Annotated in this window: 31 protein-coding genes and 1 pseudogene; 16 read left to right on the top strand and 16 right to left on the bottom strand. The window is 62.1% G+C overall.

Features of this window, described 5'->3' with window-relative positions; translation table 11 throughout:
• Positions 1-13 precede the first annotated feature (13 nt).
• From FJ960_RS02985 to FJ960_RS02940, 10 genes are all read right to left on the bottom strand, one after another.
• On the bottom strand, positions 14-1,162 hold the full coding sequence (locus FJ960_RS02985) for a GGDEF domain-containing protein (RefSeq protein ID WP_140711744.1): 1,149 nt from the start codon (positions 1,160-1,162) through the stop codon (positions 14-16).
• A 116-nt stretch (positions 1,163-1,278) separates the two neighbouring features.
• On the bottom strand, positions 1,279-1,512 hold the full coding sequence (locus FJ960_RS02980; RefSeq protein ID WP_140503709.1) for a hypothetical protein: 234 nt from the start codon (positions 1,510-1,512) through the stop codon (positions 1,279-1,281).
• Positions 1,513-1,668: 156 nt separating this feature from the next.
• Positions 1,669-2,475, bottom strand: a complete 807-nt coding sequence (locus tag FJ960_RS02975) for a DUF72 domain-containing protein (RefSeq protein ID WP_140711742.1) — start codon at positions 2,473-2,475, stop codon at positions 1,669-1,671.
• Positions 2,476-2,503: 28 nt separating this feature from the next.
• Complete coding sequence (locus FJ960_RS02970) at positions 2,504-2,968, bottom strand: GNAT family N-acetyltransferase (protein WP_140711740.1); 465 nt, start codon at positions 2,966-2,968, stop codon at positions 2,504-2,506.
• Positions 2,965-3,375 carry a DUF302 domain-containing protein gene (locus FJ960_RS02965; RefSeq protein ID WP_181174136.1) on the bottom strand — a complete coding sequence of 137 codons (411 nt, stop codon included), beginning with the start codon at positions 3,373-3,375 and terminating at the stop codon, positions 2,965-2,967. Before FJ960_RS02965 ends, FJ960_RS02970 begins: the two co-directional genes overlap by 4 nt.
• Positions 3,375-6,296 carry an excinuclease ABC subunit UvrA gene (gene uvrA, locus FJ960_RS02960; protein WP_027144940.1) on the bottom strand — a complete coding sequence of 974 codons (2,922 nt, stop codon included), beginning with the start codon at positions 6,294-6,296 and terminating at the stop codon, positions 3,375-3,377. The genes FJ960_RS02965 and uvrA overlap by 1 nt, the downstream gene beginning before the upstream one ends.
• A 700-nt stretch (positions 6,297-6,996) precedes the next feature.
• Positions 6,997-7,248, bottom strand: coding sequence for a hypothetical protein (locus FJ960_RS02955; RefSeq protein ID WP_140503962.1), 252 nt, complete (start codon positions 7,246-7,248; stop codon positions 6,997-6,999).
• A 137-nt stretch (positions 7,249-7,385) separates the two neighbouring features.
• Positions 7,386-7,991 (bottom strand): ATP-dependent Clp protease proteolytic subunit, encoded by a 606-nt coding sequence (locus FJ960_RS02950; protein ID WP_140503719.1) that lies wholly within the window; start codon positions 7,989-7,991, stop codon positions 7,386-7,388.
• A 22-nt stretch (positions 7,992-8,013) separates the two neighbouring features.
• Positions 8,014-8,481, bottom strand: a complete 468-nt coding sequence (locus FJ960_RS02945) for an SRPBCC domain-containing protein (RefSeq protein WP_140711736.1) — start codon at positions 8,479-8,481, stop codon at positions 8,014-8,016.
• A 32-nt stretch (positions 8,482-8,513) separates the two neighbouring features.
• The gene (locus tag FJ960_RS02940; RefSeq protein WP_140503724.1) at positions 8,514-8,828 is read right to left on the bottom strand and encodes a metalloregulator ArsR/SmtB family transcription factor; all 315 of its coding nucleotides are present in this window, start codon (positions 8,826-8,828) and stop codon (positions 8,514-8,516) included.
• A 226-nt stretch (positions 8,829-9,054) separates the two neighbouring features.
• On the opposite strand from FJ960_RS02940, the gene FJ960_RS02935 reads away from it, so the two are divergent.
• Positions 9,055-9,579 carry a single-stranded DNA-binding protein gene (locus tag FJ960_RS02935; RefSeq protein ID WP_027144945.1) on the top strand — a complete coding sequence of 175 codons (525 nt, stop codon included), beginning with the start codon at positions 9,055-9,057 and terminating at the stop codon, positions 9,577-9,579.
• Positions 9,580-9,709: 130 nt separating this feature from the next.
• Positions 9,710-10,135, top strand: a complete 426-nt coding sequence (locus FJ960_RS02930) for an OsmC family protein (RefSeq protein ID WP_140711734.1) — start codon at positions 9,710-9,712, stop codon at positions 10,133-10,135.
• Positions 10,136-10,140: 5 nt separating this feature from the next.
• Here FJ960_RS02930 and FJ960_RS02925 read toward each other — a convergent pair whose 3' ends face one another.
• The 3 genes from FJ960_RS02925 to FJ960_RS02915 all read right to left on the bottom strand — a co-directional run bounded on the left by FJ960_RS02925 (position 10,141) and on the right by FJ960_RS02915 (position 11,815).
• Positions 10,141-10,770, bottom strand: coding sequence for a MarC family protein (locus tag FJ960_RS02925; protein ID WP_140503730.1), 630 nt, complete (start codon positions 10,768-10,770; stop codon positions 10,141-10,143).
• A 98-nt stretch (positions 10,771-10,868) separates the two neighbouring features.
• A complete protein-coding gene (locus tag FJ960_RS02920) occupies positions 10,869-11,246 on the bottom strand; it encodes a VOC family protein (protein WP_140503732.1) in 378 nt (125 codons plus the stop codon).
• Positions 11,247-11,278: 32 nt separating this feature from the next.
• Complete coding sequence (locus FJ960_RS02915) at positions 11,279-11,815, bottom strand: hypothetical protein (RefSeq protein WP_140711732.1); 537 nt, start codon at positions 11,813-11,815, stop codon at positions 11,279-11,281.
• A gap of 85 nt (positions 11,816-11,900) precedes the next feature.
• Between FJ960_RS02915 and FJ960_RS02910 the strand changes: the two genes are divergently transcribed.
• Positions 11,901-12,731, top strand: coding sequence for an AraC family transcriptional regulator (locus FJ960_RS02910; protein WP_140503736.1), 831 nt, complete (start codon positions 11,901-11,903; stop codon positions 12,729-12,731).
• 36 nt (positions 12,732-12,767) lie between these two features.
• On the opposite strand, the pseudogene FJ960_RS02905 reads toward FJ960_RS02910, so the two are convergent.
• A pseudogene (locus FJ960_RS02905) lies at positions 12,768-13,043 on the bottom strand (SulP family inorganic anion transporter); the annotation flags it as partial.
• Positions 13,044-13,253: 210 nt separating this feature from the next.
• Here FJ960_RS02905 and gyrA point away from each other — a divergent pair.
• On the top strand, positions 13,254-16,037 hold the full coding sequence (gene gyrA / locus FJ960_RS02900) for a DNA gyrase subunit A (protein ID WP_140711730.1): 2,784 nt from the start codon (positions 13,254-13,256) through the stop codon (positions 16,035-16,037).
• 62 nt (positions 16,038-16,099) lie between these two features.
• On the opposite strand, the gene FJ960_RS02895 is transcribed toward gyrA, so the two are convergent.
• Positions 16,100-16,252: a hypothetical protein gene (locus tag FJ960_RS02895; RefSeq protein WP_084636784.1), complete on the bottom strand. Its 153-nt coding sequence runs from the start codon at positions 16,250-16,252 to the stop codon at positions 16,100-16,102.
• A gap of 195 nt (positions 16,253-16,447) precedes the next feature.
• Between FJ960_RS02895 and coaD the strand changes: the two genes are divergently transcribed.
• Genes coaD through tgt form a run of 7 tightly spaced genes read left to right on the top strand, consistent with a single transcriptional unit; the run spans position 16,448 to position 21,023 of the window.
• Positions 16,448-16,948: a pantetheine-phosphate adenylyltransferase gene (gene coaD / locus FJ960_RS02890; RefSeq protein WP_127281064.1), complete on the top strand. Its 501-nt coding sequence runs from the start codon at positions 16,448-16,450 to the stop codon at positions 16,946-16,948.
• Positions 16,949-16,965: 17 nt separating this feature from the next.
• Positions 16,966-17,553, top strand: a complete 588-nt coding sequence (locus FJ960_RS02885) for a peptidylprolyl isomerase (RefSeq protein ID WP_140503741.1) — start codon at positions 16,966-16,968, stop codon at positions 17,551-17,553.
• 26 nt (positions 17,554-17,579) lie between these two features.
• Positions 17,580-18,092 (top strand): peptidylprolyl isomerase, encoded by a 513-nt coding sequence (locus FJ960_RS02880; RefSeq protein WP_140711728.1) that lies wholly within the window; start codon positions 17,580-17,582, stop codon positions 18,090-18,092.
• 11 nt (positions 18,093-18,103) lie between these two features.
• Entirely contained in the window at positions 18,104-18,553 is a 450-nt protein-coding gene (locus FJ960_RS02875) for a DMT family transporter (protein ID WP_140503745.1), read from the top strand.
• Positions 18,553-19,641, top strand: coding sequence for a tRNA preQ1(34) S-adenosylmethionine ribosyltransferase-isomerase QueA (gene queA / locus FJ960_RS02870; protein ID WP_140711726.1), 1,089 nt, complete (start codon positions 18,553-18,555; stop codon positions 19,639-19,641). The genes FJ960_RS02875 and queA overlap by 1 nt, the downstream gene beginning before the upstream one ends.
• A complete protein-coding gene (locus tag FJ960_RS02865) occupies positions 19,631-19,900 on the top strand; it encodes a hypothetical protein (protein WP_027144957.1) in 270 nt (89 codons plus the stop codon). Before queA ends, FJ960_RS02865 begins: the two co-directional genes overlap by 11 nt.
• Positions 19,893-21,023 carry a tRNA guanosine(34) transglycosylase Tgt gene (gene tgt / locus FJ960_RS02860; RefSeq protein WP_140503749.1) on the top strand — a complete coding sequence of 377 codons (1,131 nt, stop codon included), beginning with the start codon at positions 19,893-19,895 and terminating at the stop codon, positions 21,021-21,023. The genes FJ960_RS02865 and tgt overlap by 8 nt, the downstream gene beginning before the upstream one ends.
• A 19-nt stretch (positions 21,024-21,042) precedes the next feature.
• Here the strand turns inward: tgt and FJ960_RS02855 are convergent, their stop codons facing one another.
• On the bottom strand, positions 21,043-21,462 hold the full coding sequence (locus FJ960_RS02855; protein ID WP_140503751.1) for a DUF4864 domain-containing protein: 420 nt from the start codon (positions 21,460-21,462) through the stop codon (positions 21,043-21,045).
• 303 nt (positions 21,463-21,765) lie between these two features.
• Here FJ960_RS02855 and FJ960_RS02850 point away from each other — a divergent pair, with 303 nt between their 5' ends.
• From FJ960_RS02850 to FJ960_RS02830, 5 genes are all read left to right on the top strand, one after another.
• Entirely contained in the window at positions 21,766-22,002 is a 237-nt protein-coding gene (locus FJ960_RS02850) for an Lrp/AsnC family transcriptional regulator (protein ID WP_010909609.1), read from the top strand.
• Between the two features lie 171 nt (positions 22,003-22,173).
• Positions 22,174-23,586: a circularly permuted type 2 ATP-grasp protein gene (locus FJ960_RS02845; RefSeq protein ID WP_181174135.1), complete on the top strand. Its 1,413-nt coding sequence runs from the start codon at positions 22,174-22,176 to the stop codon at positions 23,584-23,586.
• Between the two features lie 91 nt (positions 23,587-23,677).
• The gene (locus tag FJ960_RS02840; protein ID WP_140503757.1) at positions 23,678-24,619 is read left to right on the top strand and encodes an alpha-E domain-containing protein; all 942 of its coding nucleotides are present in this window, start codon (positions 23,678-23,680) and stop codon (positions 24,617-24,619) included.
• An 86-nt stretch (positions 24,620-24,705) separates the two neighbouring features.
• The gene (locus FJ960_RS02835; protein WP_140711722.1) at positions 24,706-25,500 is read left to right on the top strand and encodes a transglutaminase family protein; all 795 of its coding nucleotides are present in this window, start codon (positions 24,706-24,708) and stop codon (positions 25,498-25,500) included.
• A gap of 31 nt (positions 25,501-25,531) precedes the next feature.
• A complete protein-coding gene (locus FJ960_RS02830; protein ID WP_027144963.1) occupies positions 25,532-26,263 on the top strand; it encodes a peptidase in 732 nt (243 codons plus the stop codon).
• Positions 26,264-26,281: the final 18 nt, after the last annotated feature.

Here is a 26,281-nt window from a genome sequence, read left to right as displayed (position 1 = left end):
ATGATACGCGTAATCAGCTCACGCGTCGGAAGGGAGAGGCGGTCACGCGGTTGCGGCCTCCGCGCTTGGCATCGTAGAGCGCCTTGTCGGCGGCGTTGAGCACCTTGTCGAAGCTGAGCCCTTCCTTGCTGCCAAAGGCAAACCCGGCGCTGACCGTGCAGGTGAGCAAACCGCTTTCGGTTTCTATCAGCCGCGTCGCGAATACGGCCCGGATTCGCTCTGCCGATTGCTCGACCGTTTCCGGCAGAGTGCGTTTCAGCACCAGTGCGAATTCTTCGCCGCCCATGCGCGCGGCGACGTCGGTCTGGCGAAGATTGCCGGTGAGTTCCCTGGCGAACACCCTCAGCACCTCATCGCCCGCCGCGTGACCGAATTCGTCGTTGATGGTCTTGAAGTTGTCGAGGTCGAAAACGACCACCGCGGTAAAGGCACCGACCGGGACGTCGCCGTGCATGTCGAACAGAGCGCGCCGGTTGAGCAGGCCGGTCAAGGGATCCGTCAGGGCGTTGCGGTGGTGGTACCTCGCCAGGCGCCCCTGGTTAAGGGCAAGCGAAAGCGCGCCGATGCCTGTCATGCTGGCGATGACCACGATGAGGCTGAGCTCCTCGGCCCAGTTGCTTGGTGCGTGTCCCAGAACCAGTTTGCCATCCCAGGCAAGAACCATGGCGCAGAGCGCGAAGGATGTGGCCGTGGCCGAATAGAGCGCGGTGATGCCGATCGTCAGGGCGGGTGCCTCATCGCGGCCTCGCCAATATTCGAATGCCGTGGCGAACAGCAGCAAGGCGGCGAGCATGTTCTCGAACATGAAGCCGAGGCCATCATAGCCCAAAGCCATGGGAGGCAACGCAATCGCCAACGAAACGCAACCCCACAGCGCCCGCGGCAACGGCGAGCCGCCGGTTCGGAACTGATAGGCGGCACCCAGCATGGCCGAAAAGCCGATCAGCAGGAACGCTGAAGTGGCGATGCCGAGCAGACGCCCGGGCATGTCGATATAGGCGTCATAGATGAAAATATCGCCGACCACGAACACCAGGCTGATTGCCCATGTCAGCAGGAATTTTTCCGAGCGGGCGGTCAGCCACATGCCGAACAATGTCAGGCTGAGGCAGGCGGCGGAGAACCCGACGGCCAGCAGGAGTGAAGTGTAGTCGAGCGACATGCCCTTCTTTCCCTGCCGGCGGCGGTTCCAGCTCTGCGGCCTGGCGTCGGCGCATTCATGCGGCAAGGAAGTGTCAATAAGGTTACGACGGGCTGAGAATGCCAGGATTTCTCGTGTCAGAGAATTGCCACCGCCAACAGCATGAGGATGCCGACCCCCATCATCAGCAAGCCCGGCCAATCTTGCGAGAGGCCTAGGAAACGAAGGCCACGCCGGGGTGGCTCAAGCGTCGGGCCCGTCGAGCCCGCAGGCGCCGAGCCGCCGCTCAACTGGCCGCGCCTGATGGCTGCACCCGCCATGTACACAAGGCCGGCTATGGTCAGCAACGCTCCGATGAGGATGATAGCCATCTCTCCTCGCTTTTGCCCAACGCCCCCGGGCGCCATGGAAACCGGCTCTCGGCTAGATAGGCAAAACGGTCAAGATGCCCTGCGGGTTCCGAACACGCAGCAACACCCGACCTCGAAGCCTCGTCAAAAGACATGGCCGCGGTGCAAGCTTGCCATTTAATCGGCCACACGCTTCATCAGCGCCATCGCCCCGAACGGCGCGCGCACTTTGCCCTCGGTGATAAAGTAGACGAACACGTCGCGCGGCTGGACCGGGGCGTCGGTGGCAGGGTCGGCGCGGCGCAGATCGGACGGCTGCTCGCCTTTCGCCCAAATCTTTGCCCGCGCCGCCCATTCGTCGAGGCCCTTTGGCGTGTAGCAATCGGGATTGTCGTCGCTGCCGGTCTGCAGCCGCGCATAGACGAAATCGCCGGTGATATCGGCGATATCGGGATATTTGGCATGGTCGGCATAGACGATCGCCGCCTTGTATTTGCGCGCGAGCGCGGCGAATTCCGGCACGATGAAGCTGTCGTTGCGGACTTCGAGCGCGTGGCGCAGCGCGACGCCGTCCTGCTTTTCCGGCAGCAGCTTCAGAAACGCTTCGAAATCGTCCGGATCGAACTTCTTCGTCGGCGCGAACTGCCACAGGATCGGCCCGAGCTTGTCGCCGAGCGCGGCAACGCCGGAACCCAGGAAACGCATCATCGATTCACCGGCTTCACCGAGAACGCGCCTGTTGGTGACGAAGCGGTTGCCTTTCAGCGAATAGACGAAACCGTCCGGCGCCTCGTTGGCCCATTTGACGAAGGTCGGCTCCTTGAAGCTCGAATAATAGGTGCCGTTGACCTCGATGCTCGGCACCTGCCGGGTGGCATATTGCAGTTGCTTCGCCTTCGACAGTTTTTCGGGATAGAAGGACGTGTCCCAGGGCTCGAAGGTCCAGCCGCCCATGCCCGCGCGGATTGTTCCCGATGTGCTCATTGTCGTCCTCCCGGATTTCTAAAAGCGATCAGACCGCGGTGGGCCTGTCGATGGGTTTGGCCATGTCGACCAGTATCCACCCTGGCCGATAGGGATTGGGCCGGCGACCCGTTTCACGGTAGCCATAGGCGGCGTAGAGCGCGATGTTCCGTTCCATCTTGGCGTTGGTGTAGAGCCGCACCTCCGGCAAACCCCACAGACGCGCCTGTTCATCCGCGTGATTGAGCAGTGCTATGCCGAGTTTTTTGCCCTGAAAAGCAGGGGAGACGGCGACGCTGAAGATCATGGCGTGGTCTTCGTGTCGTTCAAGGACAATAAGACCGACGGGATCATTGCTGCTCTCAAGTAGCCAGACCTCGCCGCGCTCGATACGGGGCGCATAATCCTCGGTAACGGGGATCGGTGGCGCGTCGAGTATGGCGTTGTAGGGAGCATAGGCCGCTTGCGTCAGCGTCACGATCGCGGCGAGATCTTCTGGGCCAGCGAGCCTCATGATTGATCCATTCCGGCAGCGGCCGCTATCACCTTTTCCATGCCAGCGGCAATTGCGGCGACGGCATCGCGGCTGGCGTCACGGAGATCGTGGCGTTCGGCGATCCAATGGACGTCAGTGTAGGAAAGCCAGACCTTGCCTTCTTCATCCTCCCAGGCCAGCGCCTTCACCGGCAGGTCGATGCCGGCAGGCTGTTGGTCCTGGATCAGCGGTGTGCCGCCCTTCGGATTGCCGAAAATCAGAAGCTCCGTCGGCCGCAGCGCGGTGCCGACATCGCGCGCGCCGGCCTGGTGATCGATGCGCGCGAACACAAGCAGTCCCGCGCGCTTGACCACCTCAGCCAGGCGGTCGATGGTTTCGGTCACGCCAAAGCGGCTCTGGACCGTGATGAGACCATCCTCTGTCATCACTCCGCCGCTTCGCGCTTGCCTCCAGGGCGCCGCTCCAGAAGCTCCTTGAGGAACTGGCCGGTGTAGCTGCGCTTCTCGCGCACGATGGCTTCCGGAGTGCCGGAGGCGACCAGTTCGCCGCCGCCATCACCGCCTTCGGGCCCGAGGTCGAGCACCCAGTCGGCGGTTTTTATCACTTCGAGATTGTGCTCGATGACGACCACGGTGTTGCCCTGGTCGACCAGTTCGTGCAGCACTTCCAACAATTTGGCGACATCGTGGAAGTGCAGACCGGTGGTCGGCTCATCGAGGATGTAGAGCGTCTTGCCGGTTGCCTTGCGCGACAGTTCTTTGGCCAGCTTGATGCGCTGCGCCTCGCCGCCGGACAGCGTCGTCGCCTGCTGGCCGATGTGGATGTAGCCCAGCCCGACCTGCTTCAGCGTCTCCAGCTTGTCGCGCACGCCAGGCACGGCGGCGAAGAAGTCGACGCCTTCCTCGACGGTCATGTCGAGCACGTCGGCGATCGACTTGCCCTTGAACAGGACGTCGAGCGTCTCTCTGTTGTAGCGCTTGCCGTGGCAGACGTCGCAGGTGACGTAGACGTCGGGCAAAAAGTGCATCTCGATCTTGATGACACCGTCGCCCTGGCAGGCCTCGCAGCGGCCGCCCTTGACGTTGAAGGAGAAACGTCCCGGCTGATAGCCGCGCGCCTTCGCTTCGGGAAGACCCGCGAACCAGTCACGGATCGGCGTGAAGGCGCCGGTGTAAGTGGCGGGGTTCGAACGCGGGGTCCGCCCAATCGGCGACTGGTCTATGTCGATGACCTTGTCGAGGAATTCCAGCCCCTCGATGCGGTCATGCTCGGCCGGATGCTCGCGCGAGCCCATGATGCGGCGCGAGGCCGCCTTGAACAGTGTCTCGATCAGGAACGTCGACTTGCCGCCACCGGACACGCCGGTGACGGCGGTGAACGTGCCGAGCGGGATTTCGGCGGTGACGTTCTTCAGATTGTTGCCGCGCGCGCCGACGATCTTCAGCCGCCGGTTCTTCTTGGCTTCGCGGCGCACGCCAGGCGTTGCCACTTCGAGTGCGCCCGACAGATATTTGCCGGTGATCGAATTGGGGTTGGCCATCACCTGCTGGGGCGTGCCCTGGGCGATGATCTCGCCGCCATGGATGCCAGCGGCGGGGCCCATATCGACGACATAGTCGGCATGCAGGATTGCGTCCTCGTCATGCTCGACGACGATCACCGTGTTGCCGATGTCGCGCAGATGCTTGAGCGTGTCGAGCAGGCGCGTGTTGTCGCGCTGGTGCAGGCCGATCGACGGCTCGTCCAGCACATAGAGCACGCCGGTCAGCCCAGAGCCGATCTGCGAGGCCAGCCGGATGCGTTGGCTTTCGCCACCCGACAGCGTGCCGGAATTGCGCGACAAAGTGAGATAATCGAGCCCGACATCGTTGAGGAAGCGCAGGCGCTCGCGGATTTCCTTCAACACGCGGACAGCGATCTCGTTCTGCTTGTCGTTGAGCTGCGCCGGCAGGTCGGTGAACCATTTGTCGGCGTTGCGGATCGACTGTTCCGTCACCTCGCCAATGTGCTTGCCGGCAATTTTCACCGCCAGCGCTTCGGGCTTCAGCCGGTAGCCCTTGCAGACCGGGCAGGGCGTCGCCGACATGAAGCGCTCGATTTCTTCGCGCATCCAGGCGGATTCGGTCTCTTTCCAACGCCGTTCCAGATTGGGGATGACGCCTTCAAAAGTCTTGGTGGTCTTGTAGGAACGCAGGCCGTCATCATACTGGAAGGTGATCTCGCGCTCGCCGGTACCGCGCAGGATCGCCTCCTGGGCTTGCGCGGAAAGATCCTTGAACTTGTCGCCGAGCTTGAAGTCGTACGCCTTGCCCAACGCCTCGAGCGTCTGCGAGTAATAGGGCGAGGTCGATTTCGCCCATGGGCTGACGGCGCCGTCGCGCAGCGACACGTTTTCGTCGGGCACCACGAGGTTGGGGTCGATGGCGCGCTGGCTGCCGAGACCGTCACAGGTCGGGCAGGCGCCGAACGGGTTGTTGAAGGAGAACAGCCTGGGCTCGATTTCCGGAATGGTGAAGCCGGACACCGGGCAAGCGAACTTTTCCGAGAACAGGATGCGTTCATGCGTCTCGTTCTTCGACTTGTTGACCGAATCCTCGCCGGTCTGGCTGGCGTCGAGCGGCTTGTCGGCGAACTCGGCCACCGCCAGCCCTTCGGCCAGCTTCAGCGCCGTCTCGATGGAGTCGGCGAGACGCGTGGCAAGGTCGCCGCGCACGACGATGCGGTCGACGACAACGTCGATGTCGTGCTTGTATTTCTTGTCCAGCGCTGGAACGTCGGCGATTTCATAGAAGACGCCGTCGACCTTGACGCGCTGGAACCCTTTCTTCTGCAATTCCAGCAGTTCCTTGCGGTACTCGCCCTTGCGGCCGCGCACGATGGGCGCCAGCAGGAACAGGCGCGTGCCTTCCTCGACCGCGAGTACCCGGTCGACCATCTGGCTGACCGTCTGGCTCTCGATCGGCAGGCCGGTGGCCGGCGAATAGGGCACGCCGACACGGGCAAACAGAAGCCGCATATAGTCGTAGATCTCGGTGACGGTGCCGACCGTCGAACGCGGGTTCTTCGACGTGGTCTTCTGCTCGATGGAGATGGCCGGCGACAGGCCGTCGATCTGGTCGACGTCGGGCTTCTGCATCATTTCGAGGAATTGCCGTGCATAGGCCGAGAGGCTCTCGACATAGCGGCGCTGGCCTTCGGCATAGATGGTGTCGAAGGCCAGCGACGATTTGCCGGAGCCCGACAGGCCGGTCATGACGATCAGGCTGTCACGCGGCAGGTCGAGATCGACGTTCTTCAGATTGTGTTCGCGCGCCCCGCGAATGGAAAGGAATTTATGGTCGGCCATCGCCGGTCGCCGCCTCAGATCTGGAATTCGTGGGATTGGCGGGTTTTCCCGGCCATCCCCTATGTAGGTCTTTTTGCCGCCACGTCGAGAGACGCCACAACTCCCGACAGAAGTCGTTTAACCGTCTTTCGCGCGAAGGGGCAAGCGGAAAGAACAAAGGCCGAACATGCTCCTGACAAAACTGTGCGGAAACTGACCTGGACGTAACCTCCCGGTGATCACATTTTTTCCGTAACCGGCTATTGATGGTTGACGCGGCCAACTCACGGGAGCAGTCTTCGGAAGTCAGCGAAGCTGGCCGTCTTTCGATGGCCTCGCCGCCCCAAGGCGGCCTGCGAGACGCCGCAGGCATTTGCGATTTGCGCTTCGCCACGACGATGTCGCAACGGACACAGGAGCGGAGCATGACGCCACCGGATAGTCCCCCAGGGCTTCAGTTGTCACTGGAGCCGCGGCAGGCATAAGTGCCAGAGCAGGCGTTTGCGCCACCCGACAAACCGTGACCTGCCGTATTCGTCAAAATCAGAGACTATTGGTCGGATCGTCGGCTGAATGCCGCGAAGCATCTGAAATCAAACACCGGCAGTACACTCCCGGCAAGCATGGATTAAGAATCCAACAAAAAGCCCCGTCCGTTTGCCCAAGGCACGGCGGGGCTGTTTTTGGGCGGGGCTTGAGTTCGCAGGCCTCCGACCTCGGCCTACCTTGGCGGCTTGATCCCGCCAACTCCGACATCGACCGTGATGCTGCCGGAAATCCTGACATCCGTATTGCCGATCTTGAACTGCCCATTGCCGCTGCTGGGGAACGCGTCGTCGGGTTCGGGCACCGGAGCCGGCTTGGCGATGCGATAGTCGCCGGCCACGCCGGGCAGGGCGCTCTTTTGCGCTGACGATGAAGCGTCGTCGGCAAGTGCCGAACTGGACGCAAGGCCGACGATTGCGAGCACCATGGCGCCGGTGACACGGTGCGATGTTCTGGGTCGATGAGTGTCGGTCATTCCTCTTTTATAGGGACCTGCCGCCACCGGAACCAGACCGATATCGTCAAATCTTCGACACCTAGCAGGATTTGATCTGGGGCTCTGCCTCACGCCGCTTTCTTGCGGGTGTCGAAAACATGGTCGACAATGCCCCATGCCTGGGCCTCGCGGGCAGTCATGAAATGGTCGCGGTCGAGCGTGCGTTCGACCTCTTCATAGCTGCGGCCGCAATGCTGGGCGTAGAGTTCGGTCATATGGCGTTTGGTCTGGCCGATGCGTTCGGCGTGCCGCTGGATGTCGGAAGCCTGGCCCTGGAAGCCGCCCAGCGGCTGATGCAGCAGGATGGTGGCGTTCGGCAGCGCGATGCGGCGCCCGGCCGAGCCTGCCATCAGCAGGAACGATCCCATCGATGCGGCAAAGCCCATGCACACGGTCGAGACCGGGCAGCTGATATATTGCATCGTGTCGTAGATGGCGAAGCCGCTGGTCACCATTCCGCCCGGCGAGTTGATGTAGAGCGAGATCTCCTTCTCGGGATTGTCCGATTCCAGCGACAAAAGCTGCGCGCAGACCAGCGCCGAGACGTCGTCGTTGATCTCGCCGTTGATGAAGACGATGCGCTCGCGCAGCAGTCGCGAAAAAATGTCGAAGGCACGTTCGCCGCGGCTCGATTGCTCGATCACCATCGGCACAAGGCTGGCAACACCACTCATTTCTCTTCTCCGATTTCCGTGTTCAGGCCGCGCGCGGCAGCAGAAGGCGTGGTGTGTTCGCGGCAATAGGCTTTCCGGCCCCGCGCAGCGAAAGCCGGCAGCCGGCCCCCGCCATCGCAACAGCGGGCATCGCCTTGCGGGCAAAGCCGTCATGGACGATGCGCAGATGCGTGCCGCCGGAAACGGTACGGGCGAGTGTGAAGGTGACGGTGCTGTCGAGCGGTTGCGCCGCATTGTCGGACTGCTCCCGCCAGGAATAGCGCAGCAGGCGCTCGGGCTCGGCGCCGAGGATCTCGCATTCGATCGGCGCGTCAGGCCCGGCGAAGGCAAAGCGGCTGCCGGTCCGCGGACTGATGTCGTTCGGCATCATCCAGGCGGCGAGCAATTCCGGCACGGTCAGCGCCCGCCACACTTTTTCCGGCGGCTCGGCAAGGTCGTATTCGAATTCGAGCGCCTCTGGAGCGACCTGGGTTTGGTTTGCGTCTTTCATTGATCGCCCGTCTTTCATTGATCGCCCGTCTTTCATTGATCCATGTCCTTCAAAACGGCCTTCAGTTTTTCAATGCGTTCCGGCCAGAACGTCCGATAGCGTTCAATCCAGGAGAGCAGCGGGGCAAGCCCCTGCGGATCGGCGCGATAATAGGCGTTGCGGCCGGCCCGCCGCTCGACCACCAGGCCAGCGCCGCGCAACACCGCCAGATGCTGGGAGACGGCCGGCTGCGACACCGTGAGGCCGCTGCGCAGTTCCGACACGCTCATCTCGCTCGCCGCGAGACGCTCGAAGACGGCGCGGCGCGTCGGGTCGGCCAAGGCGCGGAAAATCTCTGCTTCGATCATGACGAAAGCATAAGTCGATACTTATCGATTTGGCAAGCACTGTTTTGAGACCCATATGCAGCGTTCGGGCATTGCTGCCATTCCTTGACAATTGGGGGCAGTGCATATAGGAACGAAAAGGGAACAAAAACCTTGTGGGAAAAGCCAGCCTTGGCAGGCGGCCAATATCGGCAGCCTGTAAGGTGCTGCGACAAAAATTTGTTTCGGATGAGCGCGGAGAAATATCATGGCGGGTAGCGTCAATAAGGTCATTCTGGTCGGCAATCTCGGCGCGGACCCTGAAATCCGCCGCCTGAATTCGGGCGAGCCGGTCGTCAACATCCGCATCGCCACCTCGGAAAGCTGGCGCGACAAGAATTCCGGCGAGCGCAAGGAAAAGACCGAGTGGCACAATGTCGTCATCTTCAATGAGGGCATTGCCAAGGTGGCCGAGCAATATCTGAAGAAGGGCATGAAGGTTTATGTCGAGGGCCAGTTGCAGACGCGCAAATGGCAGGACCAGACCGGTGCCGACAAATACACGACCGAAGTCGTGCTGCAGAAATTCCGTGGCGAACTGCAGATGCTCGACGCGCGCGGCCAAGGTGAGGGCGGTCAGGTCGGCGGCTACAGCGGTGGCGGCAGCAGCCGTGGTTCCGATTTCGGCCAGTCGAGCCCGAACGAAGGTTTTAGCCGTGGCGGCGGTGGCGGCTCCAAAGGGGGCGGTGGCGGTGGCTCGTCGCGCGAGCTGGACGACGAGATACCGTTCTGATCGGAAGCCATACCAAACGGCGAATGCTTGTTGCTTGAGATGCCCCGAGGGTCCTGCACGGACTTTCGGGGTTTTGCATTGTTGATTTGAGCCGATAGTCGGCGCGATCAACGACTGAAAGGACGGAGCGATGAAGGCACGTGTCAAATGGGTCGAGGAGCGCACCTTTGTCGGCGAATCCGGCAGCGGCCACAAGGTCGTGATGGGCACGGCGTCCAGCCCGGAGGGCAAGACGCCGGGACCGAGCCCGATGGAGCTGGTGCTGATCGGCACCGGCGGCTGCTCGGCTTATGACGTCGTGCACATCCTCGAGAAGGGGCGCGAGGCGGTCGATGATTGCGTGGTCGAGCTCGATTCCGACCGCTCCGAGGCCGATCCCAAAGTGTTCACCCGCATCCATATGCATTTCATCGTCAAGGGCCGGGCGCTGTCCAGCGACAAGGTCAAGCGGGCAATCGACCTTTCGATCGAAAAATACTGCTCGGCCTCCGCCATGCTGGCCAAGACCGCGACGATTACCCACGACTTTGAAGTCATCGATACGACCTCGAAATAAGCGGCCTACGAGACCATCAGCGCCTTGATGCCATCTGCCACGAACTGCACGGCCAGTGCCGCCAGGATAACCCCGAGCAGGCGGGTCAGGATCGAGCGGCCGGTCTGGCCGAGGATGCGGTCGATGCGTTCCGACAGCACGAACACCAGATAGGTTATGACGAGGCAGACGAAAATGATGCCGACCAGGGCCGCCTGCGCGGCAAAGCCCTGAAACGAGCCGGAGAGCAGCACCGTCGCTGAAATCGCGCCAGGCCCGGCGATCAGTGGGATCGCCAGCGGGAAGGCGGCGATGTTGTGGATCATGTCCTTGGTGATGGCGACGTCGCCGATCTTCTCCTTGCGGTCCTGCCGGCGCTCGAAGACCATTTCGAAGGCGATGAAGAACAGCAGGAACCCGCCGGCGACGCGGAACGCCGGCAGGGTGATGCCGAACACCGACAGGATAGAGGCGCCGGCCAGCGCAAACAACGCCATCACCAGAAAACCGATGATCGAGGCACGGACGGAAACTTGGCTGCGCTCCTCGCGATTCATGCCGCGTGTGACGGCCAGGAACAGAGGCGCCAGGCCGGGCGGATCGATGGTCACGAGAATGGTGACGAAGGCATTGAACAGGCTGTCGAAACTCGGCATCGCTGACCCTCCCACCGGGCCAGGCCCGTACCCGCATTGGTAGTGCAAAGCCCGGTCGGTGGGAACTGTCAGGACTGCGAAACTACAGCTCTCGACGGTTAGCCGGCAGTGCCGCAATAGGCCTCCAGGCGATAGCCGTCCGGATCGACGACGAAGGCCGCGTAGTAGTTCTCGCCATAGTCGGCGCGCAGGCCCGGCGCGCCATTGTCGCTACCGCCTTCGCGCAACGCTCCGGCATGAAAGGCATCGACGCTATCCCGTGTCGGCGCCGCGAAGCAGAAATGCAGGCCGGATTTTTCGTCCGCCGGCACCGGCCGCGCCGCCTCATTGACCCATAGCGCGACACCCAGGGCGCCATAGCCGAGCGAACCCGGCGATTGGCTGACGCAAGTGAAGCCGAGCGGCATTAGCGCGGCATCGTAGAAACGTTTGGAGGCGGTGACGTCGCGAACGCCGATCGAGATATGATTGAACATCGTTTTCTCCATTCTTACAATGCTTTGCGGTGTCAACTTCTTGCTGATCGGTGCGCCAGGAATTCCACCTCGGGCCGCCATGTCGCACCATCGTCCTGTGAACGTTCGCCGAGCCATCGGAAGGAATTTTCGGTGATCCGCGAAAAGCTCCAGCGCACCGAGGAGCCGGTGTCATCGGCGCCGACCTGCACGATGGTGTCGCCTTCGGCGCGGCCGAGCTGGCGGCTGAAATACTGGTTGCGCGGGTCGCTCCAGAAAATGTGCCAGGCGTCGACGCCGGGGTCATAGACCCGCAGCGTCGTGCCATAAAAAGTCCATTTGCCGAGCGACGGCGAGGAACCGGCGTCACGGGCGGGCAGGATCCAGACATCCTGGATCGCCCGGCCTTCCAGAACCCAGCCGAAATGCACCTCGCCACGTCCGGTCAGCACCGTGCCGTCCTCGAGATGGCGCGAGGCGTCGAACGTCCAGGCACCGACGAAGCGGCCATAAAGGTTCAGTTTTTCGGCGAGACCTTCCATCGGTCCGGGACTGTGCAAGGCTTCGGCAAATGAGGATTGGTCGAACACGGCAGCGGCCTCTTCTTGTCAGGAGATCGCCAACAATAAGTGCTGGCAGGGTTCTGGGCTTGGGAAAAATTGCTATATTTTGGCTATGACGGCGACCGCGGATACCCTTGCATCCGGACCCGGTTGGCACGTGGCGGATGTAATCTGCACGGCCAGCGCCGGCGATCGGCCATTCGAGGAAGCGCATCGGGATTTCTGCGTTGCGGCCGTCACCAGCGGCTCGTTCCGCTACCGCGCGCAGCAAGGCACGGCAGTGCTCGCGCCAGGCAGCCTCCTGCTCGGCAATTCCGGCACATGCTACGAATGCGGGCACGAGCACGGCAATGGCGACCGTTGCCTCTCCTTCCATTTCGGGTCGGCCTATATGGACCGGATCGTGGCCGACGTGCCGGGCGCCAGGACGCTCAGCTTCGCGGCGCCACGCCTGCCGCCGTTACAGGCCTTGGCGCCGCTGCTGGCCGAGGCGGAAGCCGCGCGCGACATGGCCGACACGGACGCATTCGAGGAACTCGCCCTGCGCGTCGCGGGTGCCGCCGTGGCAACGCTCTCCGGCGACACGCATGCCGGGTGCGATCCAAGCCGCCGCGACCAGAAAAGGGTTGCCGAGGCGGTGCGGCGGATCGAACTGGATGCCGACGGGCCGATCTCGCTTCCGGCGTTGGCGGATGAGACCGCGACCAGTCCCTATCATTTCCTGCGCATCTTCCGGCAGGTCGCCGGCATGACGCCCTATCAGTACCTGCTCAGGACCCGGTTGCATCGCGCAGCGGTGCGATTGCGCACGTCCAACGATGCCATCTCGGCAATTGCTTTCGAGGCCGGCTTCAACGATCTGTCGACGTTCAATCGCCGGTTTCGGCGTGTCATGGGCGAGACGCCGGGCCGCTATCGCGCCAGGCGCGCGGGCCGCGGCTGAAAAATCGCGTCACACCCGCGGCATCAGTCCATGGTCGGCCAGCATGGCGAGGCCGCCGGCAAACAGTGGCGTGACCGTCGAATCCGCGCCCGCCGAAAGGTGGCGATTGGCGCCGAACAGGGCAAACGCCACCGAACCGGCGACAAAGGCGAAAAAGCCGAGCTCTGGAGCAAAACCGCCGAGCCTGGCTGTCGCCATCTGTTCGGGAATAGCGATCGCGGCCAGTGTCACGCCCGCGATCAGGTCACCATTGAGATCCCGGGCCTGCCAGCCGCTCAGCGCCCGGAAAGGCAGCCATAGGCTCCAATTCATGGTGATCGCGGCTTTTGCTTGGGGAGTTGGTCCATTGCCGGCTTTTGCCTTGGCGGCGGCGAAAAGCATAATGGCCATATCGTCGCAATTAGCGGTATCCTTTTGAAATTACCACCGAAAATGACACTGGAAAAGCGCCGTGAACGTTGGAGTTTCGGCCGTGCTTCCTATATAAGCGGGCAGTGATTCCTGATTAGATTGTGATACGATTTGACCGACCAAAAGACACCGCGCGGCGCCGACGGCGGGCCTACCGGCATTGAACCCATCTCCATCATCGAGGAGATGCAGAGTTCTTATCTCTCTTACGCCATGAGCGTGATCGTCAGCCGTGCGTTGCCCGATGTGCGCGATGGCCTGAAGCCGGTGCACCGCCGCATTCTCTATGCTGCGCATGAGAGCGGCTACCACTGGAACCGCAAATATGTGAAATCGGCGCGTCCGGTAGCCGACGTGATGGGTAAATACCATCCGCATGGCGATGCCTCGATCTATGACGCCTTGGTGCGCATGGCGCAGGATTGGTCGCTGCGCGTGCCGCTGATCGACGGGCAAGGCAATTTCGGCTCGATCGATGGCGATCCGCCGGCGGCGATGCGCTATACCGAATCGCGCCTGACCAAGGTCGCGCACGAGCTTCTGGAGGATATCGACAAGGACACCGTCGATTTCCAGGACACTTATGATGCTTCGGACACCGAGCCGAAGGTTCTGCCGGCGCGCTTTCCCAATCTGCTGGTCAACGGCTCGGGCGGTATTGCCGTCGGCATGGCCACCAACATCCCACCGCACAATCTCGGTGAAGTCTGCGACGCCGCCATTGCCGTCATCGACAATCCGGCGATCGACCTGCCGGCGCTGATGGAGATCATTCCAGGCCCCGATTTCCCGACCGGCGGCATCGTGCTTGGCCGCTCCGGCATCTATAGCGCCTATTCCACCGGCCGCGGCTCCATCGTCATGCGCGGCAAGGTCAACATCGAACAGCGCGGCAACGACCGCGAATCGATCATCATCACCGAGGTTCCCTACCAGGTGAACAAGGCCTCGATGATCGAGAAGATGGCCGAACTGGTGCGCGACAAGCGCGTCGAGGGCATTTCGGACATCCGCGACGAAAGCGACCGTCAGGGTTATCGCGTCGTTATCGAGCTCAAGCGCGACGCCGTTGCCGACGTTGTCCTCAACCAGCTCTACCGGTTCACGCCGTTGCAGACGTCCTTCGGCGCCAACATGGTGGCGCTAAACGGCGGCAAGCCGGAGCTGCTGAACCTGATCGACATGCTGACGGCCTTCGTCACCTTCCGCGAGGAGGTGATCAGCCGGCGGACAAAGTTCCTGCTCCGCAAGGCGCGCGACCGCGCCCATGTGCTGGTTGGTCTGGCCATCGCCGTTGCCAACATCGATGAAGTGATCAAGCTTATACGTACCGCGCCGGATCCGCAGACGGCGCGCGAGCAGTTGATGGAGCGGCGCTGGCCTTCGGGTGACGTTGAATCGCTGATCCTTCTGATCGACGATCCGCGCCACCGCATCAACGAGGACGGCACCTACAATCTGTCCGAGGAACAGGCGCGCGCCATCCTCGAACTGCGCCTGCAGCGCCTGACCGCGCTCGGCCGCGACGAAATCGCCGATGAGTTGAACACGATCGGCGACGAGATCAAGGACTACCTCGACATCCTGTCGTCTCGCGCGCGTATCCAGCAGATCGTCAAGGACGAACTCGCCGCCGTGCGCGACGAGTTCGGCACGCCACGCCGCACCGAGCTCACTGACGGCGGCGCGGACATGGAAGACGAGGACCTGATCCAGCGCGAGGACATGGTCGTGACGGTGAGCCATTCCGGCTACATCAAGCGCGTGCCGCTTTCGCTGTACCGGGCGCAGCGCCGCGGTGGCAAGGGCCGCTCCGGCATGTCGACCAAGGAAGAGGATTTCGTCACCCGGCTGTTCGTCGCCAACACGCACACGCCGGTGCTGTTCTTCTCCTCGCGCGGCATCGTCTACAAGGAAAAGGTCTGGCGCCTGCCGATCGGCAACCCACAGTCACGCGGCAAGGCACTGATCAATATGCTGCCGCTGGAGCAGGGCGAGCGCATCACCACGATCATGCCGCTGCCCGAGGACGAGACGAGCTGGGGCGAACTCGACGTGATGTTCGCCACCACGCGCGGCACCGTGCGCCGCAACAAACTGTCCGACTTCGTACAGGTCAACCGCAACGGCAAGATCGCCATGAAGCTGGAGGAGGAGGGCGACGAAATCCTCGGCGTCGAGACCTGCACCGATAATGACGACGTGCTTCTGACGGCGAATTCGGGTCAGTGCATTCGCTTCTCGGTCGGCGACGTGCGCGTCTTCCAGAGCCGGAACTCCGTCGGCGTGCGCGGCATAACTATGGCCGCGACCGACCGCATCATCTCCATGTCGGTGATAGAGCATGTCGATGCTTCACCGGCGGAACGCGCCGCTTACCTCAAGCGGGCGGCGTCGGAGCGGCGGCTTGCCGCCGAGACGGCTGGAGAGGAAGAAGAGATCGCGCTCACCAATGAGGAGATCGGCGAGGAGACCGAGCTTCCAGACGATCGCTACGAATTCCTCAAGGCGCACGAGCAGTACGTGCTGACGGTGACCGAATATGGTTACGGCAAGCGTTCGTCGTCCTATGATTTCCGCCTGACTGGTCGTGGCGGCAAGGGCATCCGCGCCACCGACGTCTCGAAAGCAACCGAAATCGGCCAGTTGGTGGCAACCTTCCCGGTCGGCAACGACGATCAGATCATGCTGGTGTCGGACGGCGGCACCGTCATTCGGGTGCCAGTCAACGGCATCCGTTTCGCCAGCCGCGCCACCAAGGGCGTGACCATCTTCAACACGGCTGAAGGTGAAAAGGTGGTTTCGGTCGAGCGGATTTCGGAGCCGCAATCGGACGAGGAAACGGAAGAGGCCGTGGGCGCGGAGTCGGACAGCGGTCCGGATAGCGCCGAATAGTCCCTGGAGCAGGCTTGACATACGCCGGCCGATGGGCGGCGTGGCAGCAAGTCGGGACTGACTTAGTAGTGACGATATGGCTTGCGCGAGCCAAAGCCTTCGAAGCGCTTGGTGGTTGCCTTGACGCGGATGCGCTGTGCCTCCTGGTGCAGCCCGAATACTGTGGCGATCAGCATGGCGACGGTCATCGCGGTGGCGAGCATGTAGATCAGCATGTGCGTGTTCTCCTGCGCCTTACAAACGGATATATGGGACTTTGGTTTCATCTTATTAAGGGTGGAACCTAGTGAACGCTGCGTGAAGGCTGCGTGATCAGCGTATTCATCTGTCGTTCATGTGCCGGAAAAGGTTCACGGGCCACCTGCCAATCGGATTTGCCTTTGTGAGAGAGGCTCGCTAGAAGCTCCCGCATGACCGAACGCATCGCCCTTTATGCCGGCTCCTTCGACCCGCTGACCAACGGCCATCTCGATGTGCTGAAAGCGTCGCTGGCGGTTGCCGACACCGTTTATGCCGCGATCGGCATTCATCCGGGCAAGAAGCCGCTGTTTTCCTTCGAAGAGCGGGTGCGGTTGATCGAAGCCGCCACGAAAGCCGAATTCGGCCGCGACGGCGCTCGCATCAAAGTGGTCGCTTTCGATGGGCTGGTGATCGATGCCGCCAGACGAGAAGGCGCCTCGATCATGATCCGCGGTCTGCGCGACGGCACCGATCTCGACTACGAGATGCAGATGGCCGGCATGAACGAAACCATGGCGCCTGAGTTGCAGACGGTTTTCCTGCCCGCCAGCCCATCGGTGCGCACCATTACCGCCACACTTGTGCGCCAGATAGCCTCGATGGGTGGCGACATCCGCCCCTTCGTGCCGGCGGCCGTGGCCGGTGCGCTCACCGCAAAATTCGCGAAATAAGCCCGGAGAAAATCCTCATGCAGCTCAAAAGGCTCGCCTCATTCTTTGTTGTGCTCGCCGGTCTCTTGACCGCGTCCGTTTCCGCTCATGCCGCCGATCCGGAAAACACCATGATCATCACCCTGAAAGATGGCGACGTGACTGTCGCCCTGCGCCCCGACCTGGCGCCCAAGCATGTCGCACAGATCAAGAAGCTGGTGCGCGATCATGCCTATGACAATGTTGCTTTTCATCGTGTCATCGACGGCTTCATGGCGCAGACCGGCGACGTCAAGTTCGGCAACATGAACAAGGGTTTCAATGCCCAGGCCGTCGGCACCGGCGGCTCGGATCTGCCCGACCTGCCGGCCGAATTCTCGCAGACCGAGCATTACAAGCGTGGCGTGGTCGGCATGGCCCGTTCGCAGGATCCGAACTCCGCCAATTCGCAGTTCTTCATCATGTTCGCACCGGCACCGCCGCTCGATGGCCAGTACACAATCATCGGCAATGTCGTCAGCGGCATGGAGCTGGTGGACAAGATCAAGAAGGGCGACGAGGCGGACAATGGCACGGTCACCGATCCCGACCGCATGATCAAAGTGCGCATCGCCGCCGACAAATAATTCAATTTTTCAAAAGGATATCTGACATGGCCGAGATCAAGGACCGCGAGAACGCGCTCATCATGGAAACGACTAAGGGCGAGGTCGTCATCGAACTGTTTCCCGATTTGGCCCCCGGCCATGTCGCCCGCATCAAGGAACTGGCCCGCGAAGGCGCCTATGACGGCGTCGTCTTCCATCGCGTCATCGAAGGCTTCATGGCGCAGACCGGCGACGTCAAGTTCGGCAATTCGAGCAAGCCTTCGTTTGCGCCATCGCGCGCCGGCATGGGCGGCTCTGAAAAGCCTGACCTGAAGGCTGAATTCTCCAACGCGAACCACGGCCGCGGCACCTGCTCGATGGCCCGTTCGCAGAACCCGAACTCGGCCAACTCGCAGTTCTTCATCTGCTTCGACGATGCCGCGTTCCTCAACCGCCAGTACACGGTCTGGGGCCAGGTCATCGAAGGCATGGACAATATCGACAAGATCAAGCGCGGCGAGCCGGTGCAGGATCCCGACAAGATCGTGTCGCTGAAGGTCGCGGCCGACGTCAAGTAAGGCGAACGACAATGATGGGCGTCGTCTGGTCGCTTCTCGGCATCCTGTCCGGCGCCTTCATTGCCATTCAGGCGCCGATCAATTCGCAGCTTGCGCGCGGCCTGGGTCTCCCGGTCGCGGCCGCCGCGTTTTCGTTCCTGTCGGGTGCGATCGTACTCGGCATCATCTCCGTCACGGTGGTGAAGCTGCAAGAGATTTCGCTCGACTGGAAGGCGCCGGCACCCTGGTTGTTCGTCGCCGGCGGCATGCTCGGCGGCTTCTACGTCACGCTTTCAACTATCCTGACGCCGCGCATTGGTGCGGCCGCCCTGATGGCGTTCCTGGTGGCCGGTCAGTTGATCGCCGGCATGCTCATCGACCGCGTCGGCTTCCTCGGTGTCGCTGTGCGCGAAATCTCGCTCGGCCGGATCGCCGGCGCCGTGCTTCTGCTGGCCGGAGCGCTGCTCGTTCGGCTGTACTGATGCGCGTCGACCTCTTCGATTTCGACCTGCCGGAGGAGCGCATCGCGCTTCGCCCGGCAGAGCCGCGCGACAGCGCCAAAATGCTCGTCATCGAGCCGGGCAAGGGGCTGGAGGACCGCACGGTTGGCGATCTGCCGTCCTTGCTCCGCACCGGCGACGTGCTGGTCTTCAACGACACCAAGGTCGTTCCAGCGCAGCTGAAAGGGATCAGGCGGCGCGGCGAGGCGGTGGCGCAGGTCGAGGCCACGCTGCACATGCGCAAGGCTCCAGACCGTTGGCTGGCGTTCATGCGGCCGGGAAAGCGCATCGCCGCCGGCGACCGCATCCATTTCGGCCATGACGGCAATTCCTGTTTCCTCGGCCAGCTCGATGCCACGGTGATCGAGAAGGGCGAGGGCGGCGAAGCGCTGCTCGGCTTTGACCTATCCGGTCCCTTCCTCGACGAGGCGCTGCACGCGGTCGGCCACATTCCGCTGCCGCCCTACATCGCCTCGAAGCGCGATGACGACGAGCGCGACCGTGCCGACTACCAGACCATCTATGCCCGGGAAGAAGGTGCCGTTGCCGCGCCTACCGCTGGCCTGCATTTCACGCCGGAGCTTTTTGCGGCGCTGGACGCCAAGGGGGTCGAGCGCCGCTTCGTCACCTTACATGTGGGCGCCGGTACGTTCCTTCCTGTGAAGGCGGACGACACCGCCGACCACAAAATGCATGCCGAGATCGGCTCGGTCAGCCCGGCGACCGCCGATGCGCTCAACGCCGCGAAGGCAAGGGGCGGGCGCATCATCGCCGTGGGTACGACTTCGCTGCGCCTGCTCGAGAGCGCGGCGCGTGAAGACGGCACGCTGGCGCCATGGTCAGGCCCGACCGACATCTTCATCACGCCCGGCTACCGCTTTCGCACCGCCGACATGCTGATGACCAATTTCCATCTGCCGCGCTCGACGCTGTTCATGCTGGTTTCGGCCTTCAGCGGCCTCGACACGATGCGTGCCGCCTATGCGCATGCCATAACGAACCGCTACAGGTTCTACTCCTATGGCGACGCAAGCCTGCTTTACCGAGCGGAGGTGAGCGATGGACGATGATCTGCAAACCCTCGATCGCGAAAGCCTGATCGCGGAAGTGAAAAAGCTGCGCGCCGGCATTCGCGCACACCGCGACACCACAGGGCACGATCTGTGCTGGCATCACCCCGATCTGTGGGACCTGCTGCCTGAAAAGACCGAGCCGTCGATCGCTGTGCCCCCCTGGCCCAAATTCATGCGCGGCTGCATCCGATATCGCCAATCGCTCGACAGGCAGGCGCCGGATGCGCCGGTCCACGACAAGGAATTCAATGGCTGAGACGTTCACCTTCAAGGTGCTGGCGACCGATGGCAAGGCGCGGCGCGGCTTGATCGACATGCCGCGCGGCGAAATCCGCACACCGGCCTTCATGCCGGTCGGCACCGGTGGCACGGTCAAGGCCATGTACATGGACCAGGTGCGCGGCGTCGGCGCCGACATCATCCTTGGCAACACCTATCACCTGATGCTGCGGCCCGGGGCCGAGCGCGTGGCGCGGCTCGGCGGTCTGCACGAATTCGCCCGCTGGCCGCACCCGATCCTGACCGACAGCGGCGGATTCCAGGTGATGTCTCTGTCGAAGCTAAGGAAGCTGACCGAGAAAGGCGTCACCTTCCGTTCGCACATCGATGGCGCGGCTTATGAAATGTCACCGGAGCGCTCCATAGAAATTCAAGGGCTGCTCGATTCCGACATCCAGATGCAGCTCGACGAATGCACGGCGCTGCCCGCCGAGATGAAAGAGATCGAGCGCGCCATGGAATTGTCGCTACGCTGGGCGGAGCGCTGCAAGGCGGCGTTCGGCGACCAGCCAGGCAAGGCGATGTTCGGCATCGTGCAGGGTGGTGACAACGCGGCGCTCAGGGTGCGCTCGGCGCAGGCGCTGAGCGCGATGGACCTGAAGGGCTATGCTGTCGGCGGCCTGGCTGTCGGCGAGCCGCAAGCAGTGATGCTCGACATGCTCGACATTACGTGCCCGGAACTGCCCGACAACAAGCCGCGCTATCTCATGGGCGTGGGAACGCCGGACGATATCCTGAAATCGGTGGCGCGCGGCATCGACATGTTCGACTGCGTGATGCCGACGAGGGCCGGCCGGCATGGTCTTGCCTATACCAGGCGCGGCAAGGTCAATCTGCGCAACGCCCGCCACGCCGACGATCCGCGCCCGCTCGACGACGAGAGCGATTGCCCCGCGGCGCGCGACTATTCGCGCGCCTATCTGCACCATCTGGTGCGCTCGCAGGAGGCGCTCGGGGCGATGCTGCTGACCTGGAACAACCTTTCCTATTACCAGAAGCTGATGCAGGACATCCGGGCCGCGATCGAGGCGGGCAGCTTCGAGGCACGCGGCGCCGATATCAGCGAAGGCTGGGCGAGAGGCGACATCCCGGCGTTGTAACGCACCGACGCTGCAGCGTTCAGGTGCTCAGCGAGTTCGAAGCGCGCAGGCTGCAGCCGGTGATCTGGAAGGTGCCGTCGGGCTGTTGCTGCAGCGTGTAGACCGCCTCGTAGTCCTTGCCGTCGGGGCCGACGATCAGCACGTGCTGGACGATCGAACCCGAGCCGGTCTCCTCGAACTTGCCGAAGGAATAGGACTGCGGCTTGCGCACCGGTGGGTAGCCGTTGGTCACCATGTTCATGAAGGCATCGACGGTCGGGAAGACCTGCTTCACGTTCGGGGCGGCGAAGCTATAGGCCTTGGCGCCGTCATTGGCGATGAGAGCCTTCAATTGACCGTCGATGACGGCCTGGCCAGCCTTGATCTCGGCGTCGCCGGCAAACGCTTGGGAAGCCAGCATGAGCGAAACGAACGCGAATGCGAAAAAGCCGCGGCGCATGGCCTGTCTCCACCGTCCCTCGAGAAGCCGCCTCCAGCAAAAGCTGTTCCGGGAGGCATCCTAACATACGGGTGGCGGCGCTTCACGGTTTCAGCGGGCGGCAATATTCGTCCCGCCGCGGCGAATTCCTACGCGTAAGCTTCCTTTAGGGCGGAGCTCTCATCGTGGACCCTGAGGGAGAGAGCATGCTGCGCGAGGCCGCGGCCAAGGCAGGCGCCGGCTAAGTGCGCATTCCAACGCTTGAAAGGCCGCGCCCAGTCTGCCAGAAGGGCCGCTGGACCTGGAAGTTAGCGGGACGAAGCCATGAAGGCGTTTTTCGTGCAGATCAAATGCGAGCTGGGCAAATCCTATGAAGTTGCCAGCGCGCTTGCCGACGCCGAGATTGCCTCGGAAATCTACTCCACCGCCGGCAATTACGATCTGCTCGCCAAATTCTATGTCGACGATGAGGAAGACGTCGGCCATTTCGTCAACGAGAAGGTGCAGATTCTTCCCGGTATCAAGGACACGTTCACCGTCGTCACCTTCCGCGCCTTCTAGCAGCGCGGGGCATTTGCCCGGGCATGAGGCAGAGCCTGATCAAGCTCATATTTCAGCTGCCTCAATTTTAGGCAGCCGCAACATACTGATCGTCCGGATCTCCCAAATCACCGATTGCGCTTGATTTTCTCCAACGACGCCAGTGAAATGGCGTCACAGGGGAGTATGCGATTGGCAGCGTTCGATGAAATGCTTCCGGAGGTTTCCGGACTTAGACGACCGTATTCGGCTTACGATCGCTGGCTGAAGGAGCAGGATCCAGCCAGACTTACCGAAAAGATGCAGGACGCCGAACGCGTCTTCCGCAAGACCGGCATCACGTTTGCCGTTTATGGCGAGCAGGAAGCATCCGAGCGGCTGATCCCGTTCGATATCGTTCCCCGCATCATTTCAGGCAATGAGTGGCGTCGCCTGACGCAAGGCATCGAGCAGCGCGTACAGGCGCTGAACGCCTTCCTCGACGACATCTACCATCGCCAGGAAATCCTTCGCGCCGGCCGCGTTCCCAGGGACCTGATCGCCAGGAACGAGGCATTCCTGCCGGAAATGATCGGCGTGCGGCCGCCGGCCGGAGTCTATACCCACATCATCGGCGTCGACATCGTGCGTATCAGCGAGGACGAGTTCTATGTGCTGGAGGACAATGCGCGCACGCCGTCCGGTGTCTCCTACATGCTGGAGAACCGCGAAACGATGATGCAACTGTTCCCCGAGCTGTTCCAGAAGATCAAGGTGCGGCCAGTGGAGAATTATCCGCAGTTGTTGCGCCAGTCGCTGGCGGCGGTGCGGCCGCAGAACACCAAGGGTGCGCCGACCATCGCGGTGCTGACGCCCGGCAGTTTCAATTCCGCCTATTTCGAACACGCCTTCCTTGCCGACCAGATGGGTGTGCAGCTGGTGGAGGGGCAGGATCTGCGCGTCGTCGATGGACATGTCGCGATGCGCACGACCGAAGGCTACAAGCAGATCGACGTTCTTTACCGCCGCGTGGATGATTCTTTCCTGGACCCGCTGACCTTCAGGCCGGATTCAGCTCTCGGCATACCCGGCATCATGGATGTATATCGCGCCGGTAACATCACCATCGCCAACGCACCGGGAACCGGCATCGCCGACGACAAGGCGATCTATTCCTATATGCCCGAGATCGTCGAATTCTACACCGGCCGCAAGGCAATCCTCGGCAACATCCCGACCTGGCGCTGTTCGGAGCCGAACAGCCTGAAATATGTGCTCGAGCATATCCACGAGTTGGTGATCAAGGAAGTGCATGGTTCGGGTGGCTACGGCATGCTGGTCGGACCGGCCGCGACCAAGAAGGAATGTCAGGATTTTGCCAAGAAGCTGCAAGCCAAACCGTCTAATTACATCGCCCAGCCGACGCTCGCGCTCTCGACCTGTCCGATCCTGACTGAAAAGGGCCTGGCGCCGCGCCACGTCGATCTCAGGCCCTATGTGCTGGTGTCCGATCGCATCCAGATCGTGCCCGGTGGGCTGACGCGCGTTGCGCTGAAGGAAGGCTCGCTGGTGGTGAATTCCTCTCAGGGCGGCGGGACAAAAGACACTTGGGTGCTGGATGACTGAGCTGAGCGGGGGGACGCAGCGATCATGAAACCCATTCTTCCCTACTCCCTACTCCCTATTCGCTATTCGCTCGATATCAAGGCAAGCTGACATGCTTCTCGGCCGTACCGCGAACGGACTTTATTGGATGAACCGCTATATCGAGCGGGCCGAAAACATGGCGCGGCTGGTCGACGCCGGGCTGCGTATGGCGCTCACTCGCACCCAGAGCGCGTCGGAGGAGTGGAATTCGGTGCTGCTCAGCGCCGGCTCCGACGTCGCCTTCAAGCAGAAATATCCGGACTATACGGCGGCCAATGTCTCCGACTTCCTTTTGCGCGACACGTCGAACCCATCGAGCACGATGTCGTCGATCGAGACTGCCCGCAACAATGCGCGCATGGTGCGCACCGCGCTGACGCGCGAGACGTGGGAGAGCATCAACGAAGCCTGGATGGCGCTGAAACGGATGCTAGCAAGGCCGATCGACGAGCGCGACCTGCCCACCGTGCTCGATGCGATCAAGCGCGAGACCGCACTGATCCGCGGCTCGTTCTACGGCACCATGCTGCGCAACGAGATTTTCGACTTTTCGCAGCTCGGCACCTATGTCGAGCGCGCCGACAACACCGCCCGCATCCTTGACGTGAAATACTACGTGCTGCTGCCATCGATCTCCTGGGTCGGCTCGACGCTCGACAACTATCAGTGGGAATCGATCCTGCGCTCGGTGTCGGCGCATCGCTCCTATCGCTGGGTCTATGACGCCGACTACAAGCCGACCAATATCGCGGACTACCTGATCCTCAACGTCCGCATGCCGCGATCGCTGACCTTCTGCTACCGTTTCCTGGCAGAACATCTGAAATTTCTCTCCGACGACTATGGCGAGCGCCATGCGTGTCACGCAACGGCGGAAAAAACGCAGGCGATGCTGAGGGCAGGGTCGATCAAGGATATATTCGACGCCGGCCTGCATGAGTTCCTGGCCGGGTTCATCCGCGACAACACCAGGCTCGGCGACGAGATCGCGCAAGACTACAGGTTTTATTGAAACATGATCCCGAACCGAAGGACCGCGTCAGCGAAAGGTGGGTACCGGCTTTCGCCAGGGATCATGCACTCGAACGGAAGATGGCCATGCGGCTGAAAATCACGCACCGGACAGAATACCGCTACGACGCACCGGTGCAGTATTTGCTCCAGAGGCTACGGCTGCTTCCCATGAGCGGGCCGACCCAGACCGTGCTGTCCTGGGCGCTGAAGGTCGAGGGCGCGCGCGAGGAAGTGCGATTTACCGACCATTACGGCAACGATAGCAGGCTGCTGAGCGTCGAGGGTGATCACGACTTCATCACAGTCGAAGCGTTGGGCGAGGTGGTGACGCGCGATACATCAGGTGTCAGCGGGCCGCATCAAGGCTTCGCGCCACTCTGGTTGTTCGCGCAGGAGACCGCTTTGACCACCATAGGCGGCGGCATCCGTGATCTTGCCGAGGCGCTCGGCAAGGGCACCGACCTTGACAGGCTGCACCGGCTGATGGCCGCCATCGGCGAGCGCGTCGCCTACACGCCGGGAACCACCAATGCGACGACTCCGGCCGAAGAGGCCTTGATGCTGAAGACCGGGGTTTGCCAGGATCATAGCCACATCTTTGCCGCCGCCGCACGCGCCATGGGATTTCCGGCCCGCTATGTCAGCGGCTATCTGATGATGGATGCGGCGGTGAAGCAGGCGGCGAGCCACGCCTGGGCCGAAGCCCATGTCGCGGGCCTCGGCTGGGTTGCCTTCGATCCCGCCAATGGTATTTCTCCCGACGAACGCTATGTGAAGGTGGCCACCGGCCGCGATTACCGTGACGCTTCGCCGGTGTCGGGAATTCGACTGGGACAGGCGGAAGAACTGCTTGCGGTCGCCGTCACGGTAGAGCAGTAATCCCCCAGGGATTACTGCCTCAAGAGATTCCATGACCTATTGCGTCGGCCTCAAGATCGATCGCGGGCTCGTGTTCATGTCGGACACGCGCACCAATGCCGGGATGGATTCTATCTCGACCTTCAAGAAGATGCACGTCTGGGAGCAGCCGGGCGAGCGCGTCATCGTTTTGATGTCGGCCGGCAATCTGGCGACGACGCAGGCCGTGGTCAGCCTGCTCGACGAACGCACCAAGGCGGTGACCGACCGCCACGAGAAGCTGCTCGAAACGCCATCCATGTACCAGACGGTGCGGCTGGTCGGCGACACGGTCAAGGAAGTGATCGCGCAATCGTCACCAGCGGGCGAGAAAGCCGATTCCTATTTCAATGCCTCCTTCATCCTCGGTGGGCAGATCAAGGGCAGCCCGCCGCGCCTGTTCATGATCTATCCCGAAGGCAATTTCATCGAATCGACTGACGACACGCCGTTCTTTCAGATCGGGGAAACCAAATACGGCAAGCCGATCATCATCCGCGCTTACGAAAAGACGATGAGCCTCGCCGAGACGGTGAAACTGCTGCTGGTGTCGTTCGATTCGACGCTGAAGTCGAACCTGTCGGTCGGCCTGCCGCTCGACCTGCTTTTCCTGGAACAGGGTGCCTTTCAGGTTGGTCTGAAAAAGCGGATCGCCCAGGACGACCAGTATTACCGCACGATCTCCGACGGATGGTCGAATGCCCTGAAGACGGCGTTCGCCAGCCTGCCGGATTTTCCTGGCTAGTCCGCATATCTCGCCATT

Origin of the sequence: Mesorhizobium sp. B2-3-11 (assembly GCF_006442215.1) — a bacterium.
GTDB lineage: Bacteria > Pseudomonadota > Alphaproteobacteria > Rhizobiales > Rhizobiaceae > Mesorhizobium > Mesorhizobium salmacidum.
Note: the sequence above shows the minus strand (reverse complement) of the source record. Positions and strands in the feature narration are given on the sequence as shown.

Coding starts and splice junctions, on each gene's coding strand:
- coaD (WP_127281064.1), top strand. CDS start 16,448: ATGACCGAACGCATCGCCCTTTATGCCGGCTCCTTCGACCCGCTGACC.
- FJ960_RS02885 (WP_140503741.1), top strand. CDS start 16,966: ATGCAGCTCAAAAGGCTCGCCTCATTCTTTGTTGTGCTCGCCGGTCTC.
- FJ960_RS02925 (WP_140503730.1), bottom strand. CDS start 10,770: ATGCCGAGTTTCGACAGCCTGTTCAATGCCTTCGTCACCATTCTCGTG.
- FJ960_RS02980 (WP_140503709.1), bottom strand. CDS start 1,512: ATGGCTATCATCCTCATCGGAGCGTTGCTGACCATAGCCGGCCTTGTG.
- FJ960_RS02835 (WP_140711722.1), top strand. CDS start 24,706: ATGCGGCTGAAAATCACGCACCGGACAGAATACCGCTACGACGCACCG.
- FJ960_RS02910 (WP_140503736.1), top strand. CDS start 11,901: ATGACGGCGACCGCGGATACCCTTGCATCCGGACCCGGTTGGCACGTG.
- FJ960_RS02965 (WP_181174136.1), bottom strand. CDS start 3,375: ATGACAGAGGATGGTCTCATCACGGTCCAGAGCCGCTTTGGCGTGACC.
- queA (WP_140711726.1), top strand. CDS start 18,553: ATGCGCGTCGACCTCTTCGATTTCGACCTGCCGGAGGAGCGCATCGCG.
- FJ960_RS02940 (WP_140503724.1), bottom strand. CDS start 8,828: ATGATCGAAGCAGAGATTTTCCGCGCCTTGGCCGACCCGACGCGCCGC.
- FJ960_RS02945 (WP_140711736.1), bottom strand. CDS start 8,481: ATGAAAGACGCAAACCAAACCCAGGTCGCTCCAGAGGCGCTCGAATTC.
- FJ960_RS02865 (WP_027144957.1), top strand. CDS start 19,631: ATGGACGATGATCTGCAAACCCTCGATCGCGAAAGCCTGATCGCGGAA.
- FJ960_RS02880 (WP_140711728.1), top strand. CDS start 17,580: ATGGCCGAGATCAAGGACCGCGAGAACGCGCTCATCATGGAAACGACT.
- FJ960_RS02840 (WP_140503757.1), top strand. CDS start 23,678: ATGCTTCTCGGCCGTACCGCGAACGGACTTTATTGGATGAACCGCTAT.
- uvrA (WP_027144940.1), bottom strand. CDS start 6,296: ATGGCCGACCATAAATTCCTTTCCATTCGCGGGGCGCGCGAACACAAT.
- FJ960_RS02855 (WP_140503751.1), bottom strand. CDS start 21,462: ATGCGCCGCGGCTTTTTCGCATTCGCGTTCGTTTCGCTCATGCTGGCT.
- FJ960_RS02975 (WP_140711742.1), bottom strand. CDS start 2,475: ATGAGCACATCGGGAACAATCCGCGCGGGCATGGGCGGCTGGACCTTC.
- FJ960_RS02875 (WP_140503745.1), top strand. CDS start 18,104: ATGATGGGCGTCGTCTGGTCGCTTCTCGGCATCCTGTCCGGCGCCTTC.
- FJ960_RS02935 (WP_027144945.1), top strand. CDS start 9,055: ATGGCGGGTAGCGTCAATAAGGTCATTCTGGTCGGCAATCTCGGCGCG.
- FJ960_RS02970 (WP_140711740.1), bottom strand. CDS start 2,968: ATGAGGCTCGCTGGCCCAGAAGATCTCGCCGCGATCGTGACGCTGACG.
- FJ960_RS02930 (WP_140711734.1), top strand. CDS start 9,710: ATGAAGGCACGTGTCAAATGGGTCGAGGAGCGCACCTTTGTCGGCGAA.
- FJ960_RS02950 (WP_140503719.1), bottom strand. CDS start 7,991: ATGAGTGGTGTTGCCAGCCTTGTGCCGATGGTGATCGAGCAATCGAGC.
- FJ960_RS02830 (WP_027144963.1), top strand. CDS start 25,532: ATGACCTATTGCGTCGGCCTCAAGATCGATCGCGGGCTCGTGTTCATG.
- FJ960_RS02850 (WP_010909609.1), top strand. CDS start 21,766: ATGAAGGCGTTTTTCGTGCAGATCAAATGCGAGCTGGGCAAATCCTAT.
- FJ960_RS02985 (WP_140711744.1), bottom strand. CDS start 1,162: ATGTCGCTCGACTACACTTCACTCCTGCTGGCCGTCGGGTTCTCCGCC.
- FJ960_RS02955 (WP_140503962.1), bottom strand. CDS start 7,248: ATGGTGCTCGCAATCGTCGGCCTTGCGTCCAGTTCGGCACTTGCCGAC.
- FJ960_RS02920 (WP_140503732.1), bottom strand. CDS start 11,246: ATGTTCAATCATATCTCGATCGGCGTTCGCGACGTCACCGCCTCCAAA.
- tgt (WP_140503749.1), top strand. CDS start 19,893: ATGGCTGAGACGTTCACCTTCAAGGTGCTGGCGACCGATGGCAAGGCG.
- FJ960_RS02895 (WP_084636784.1), bottom strand. CDS start 16,252: ATGCTGATCTACATGCTCGCCACCGCGATGACCGTCGCCATGCTGATC.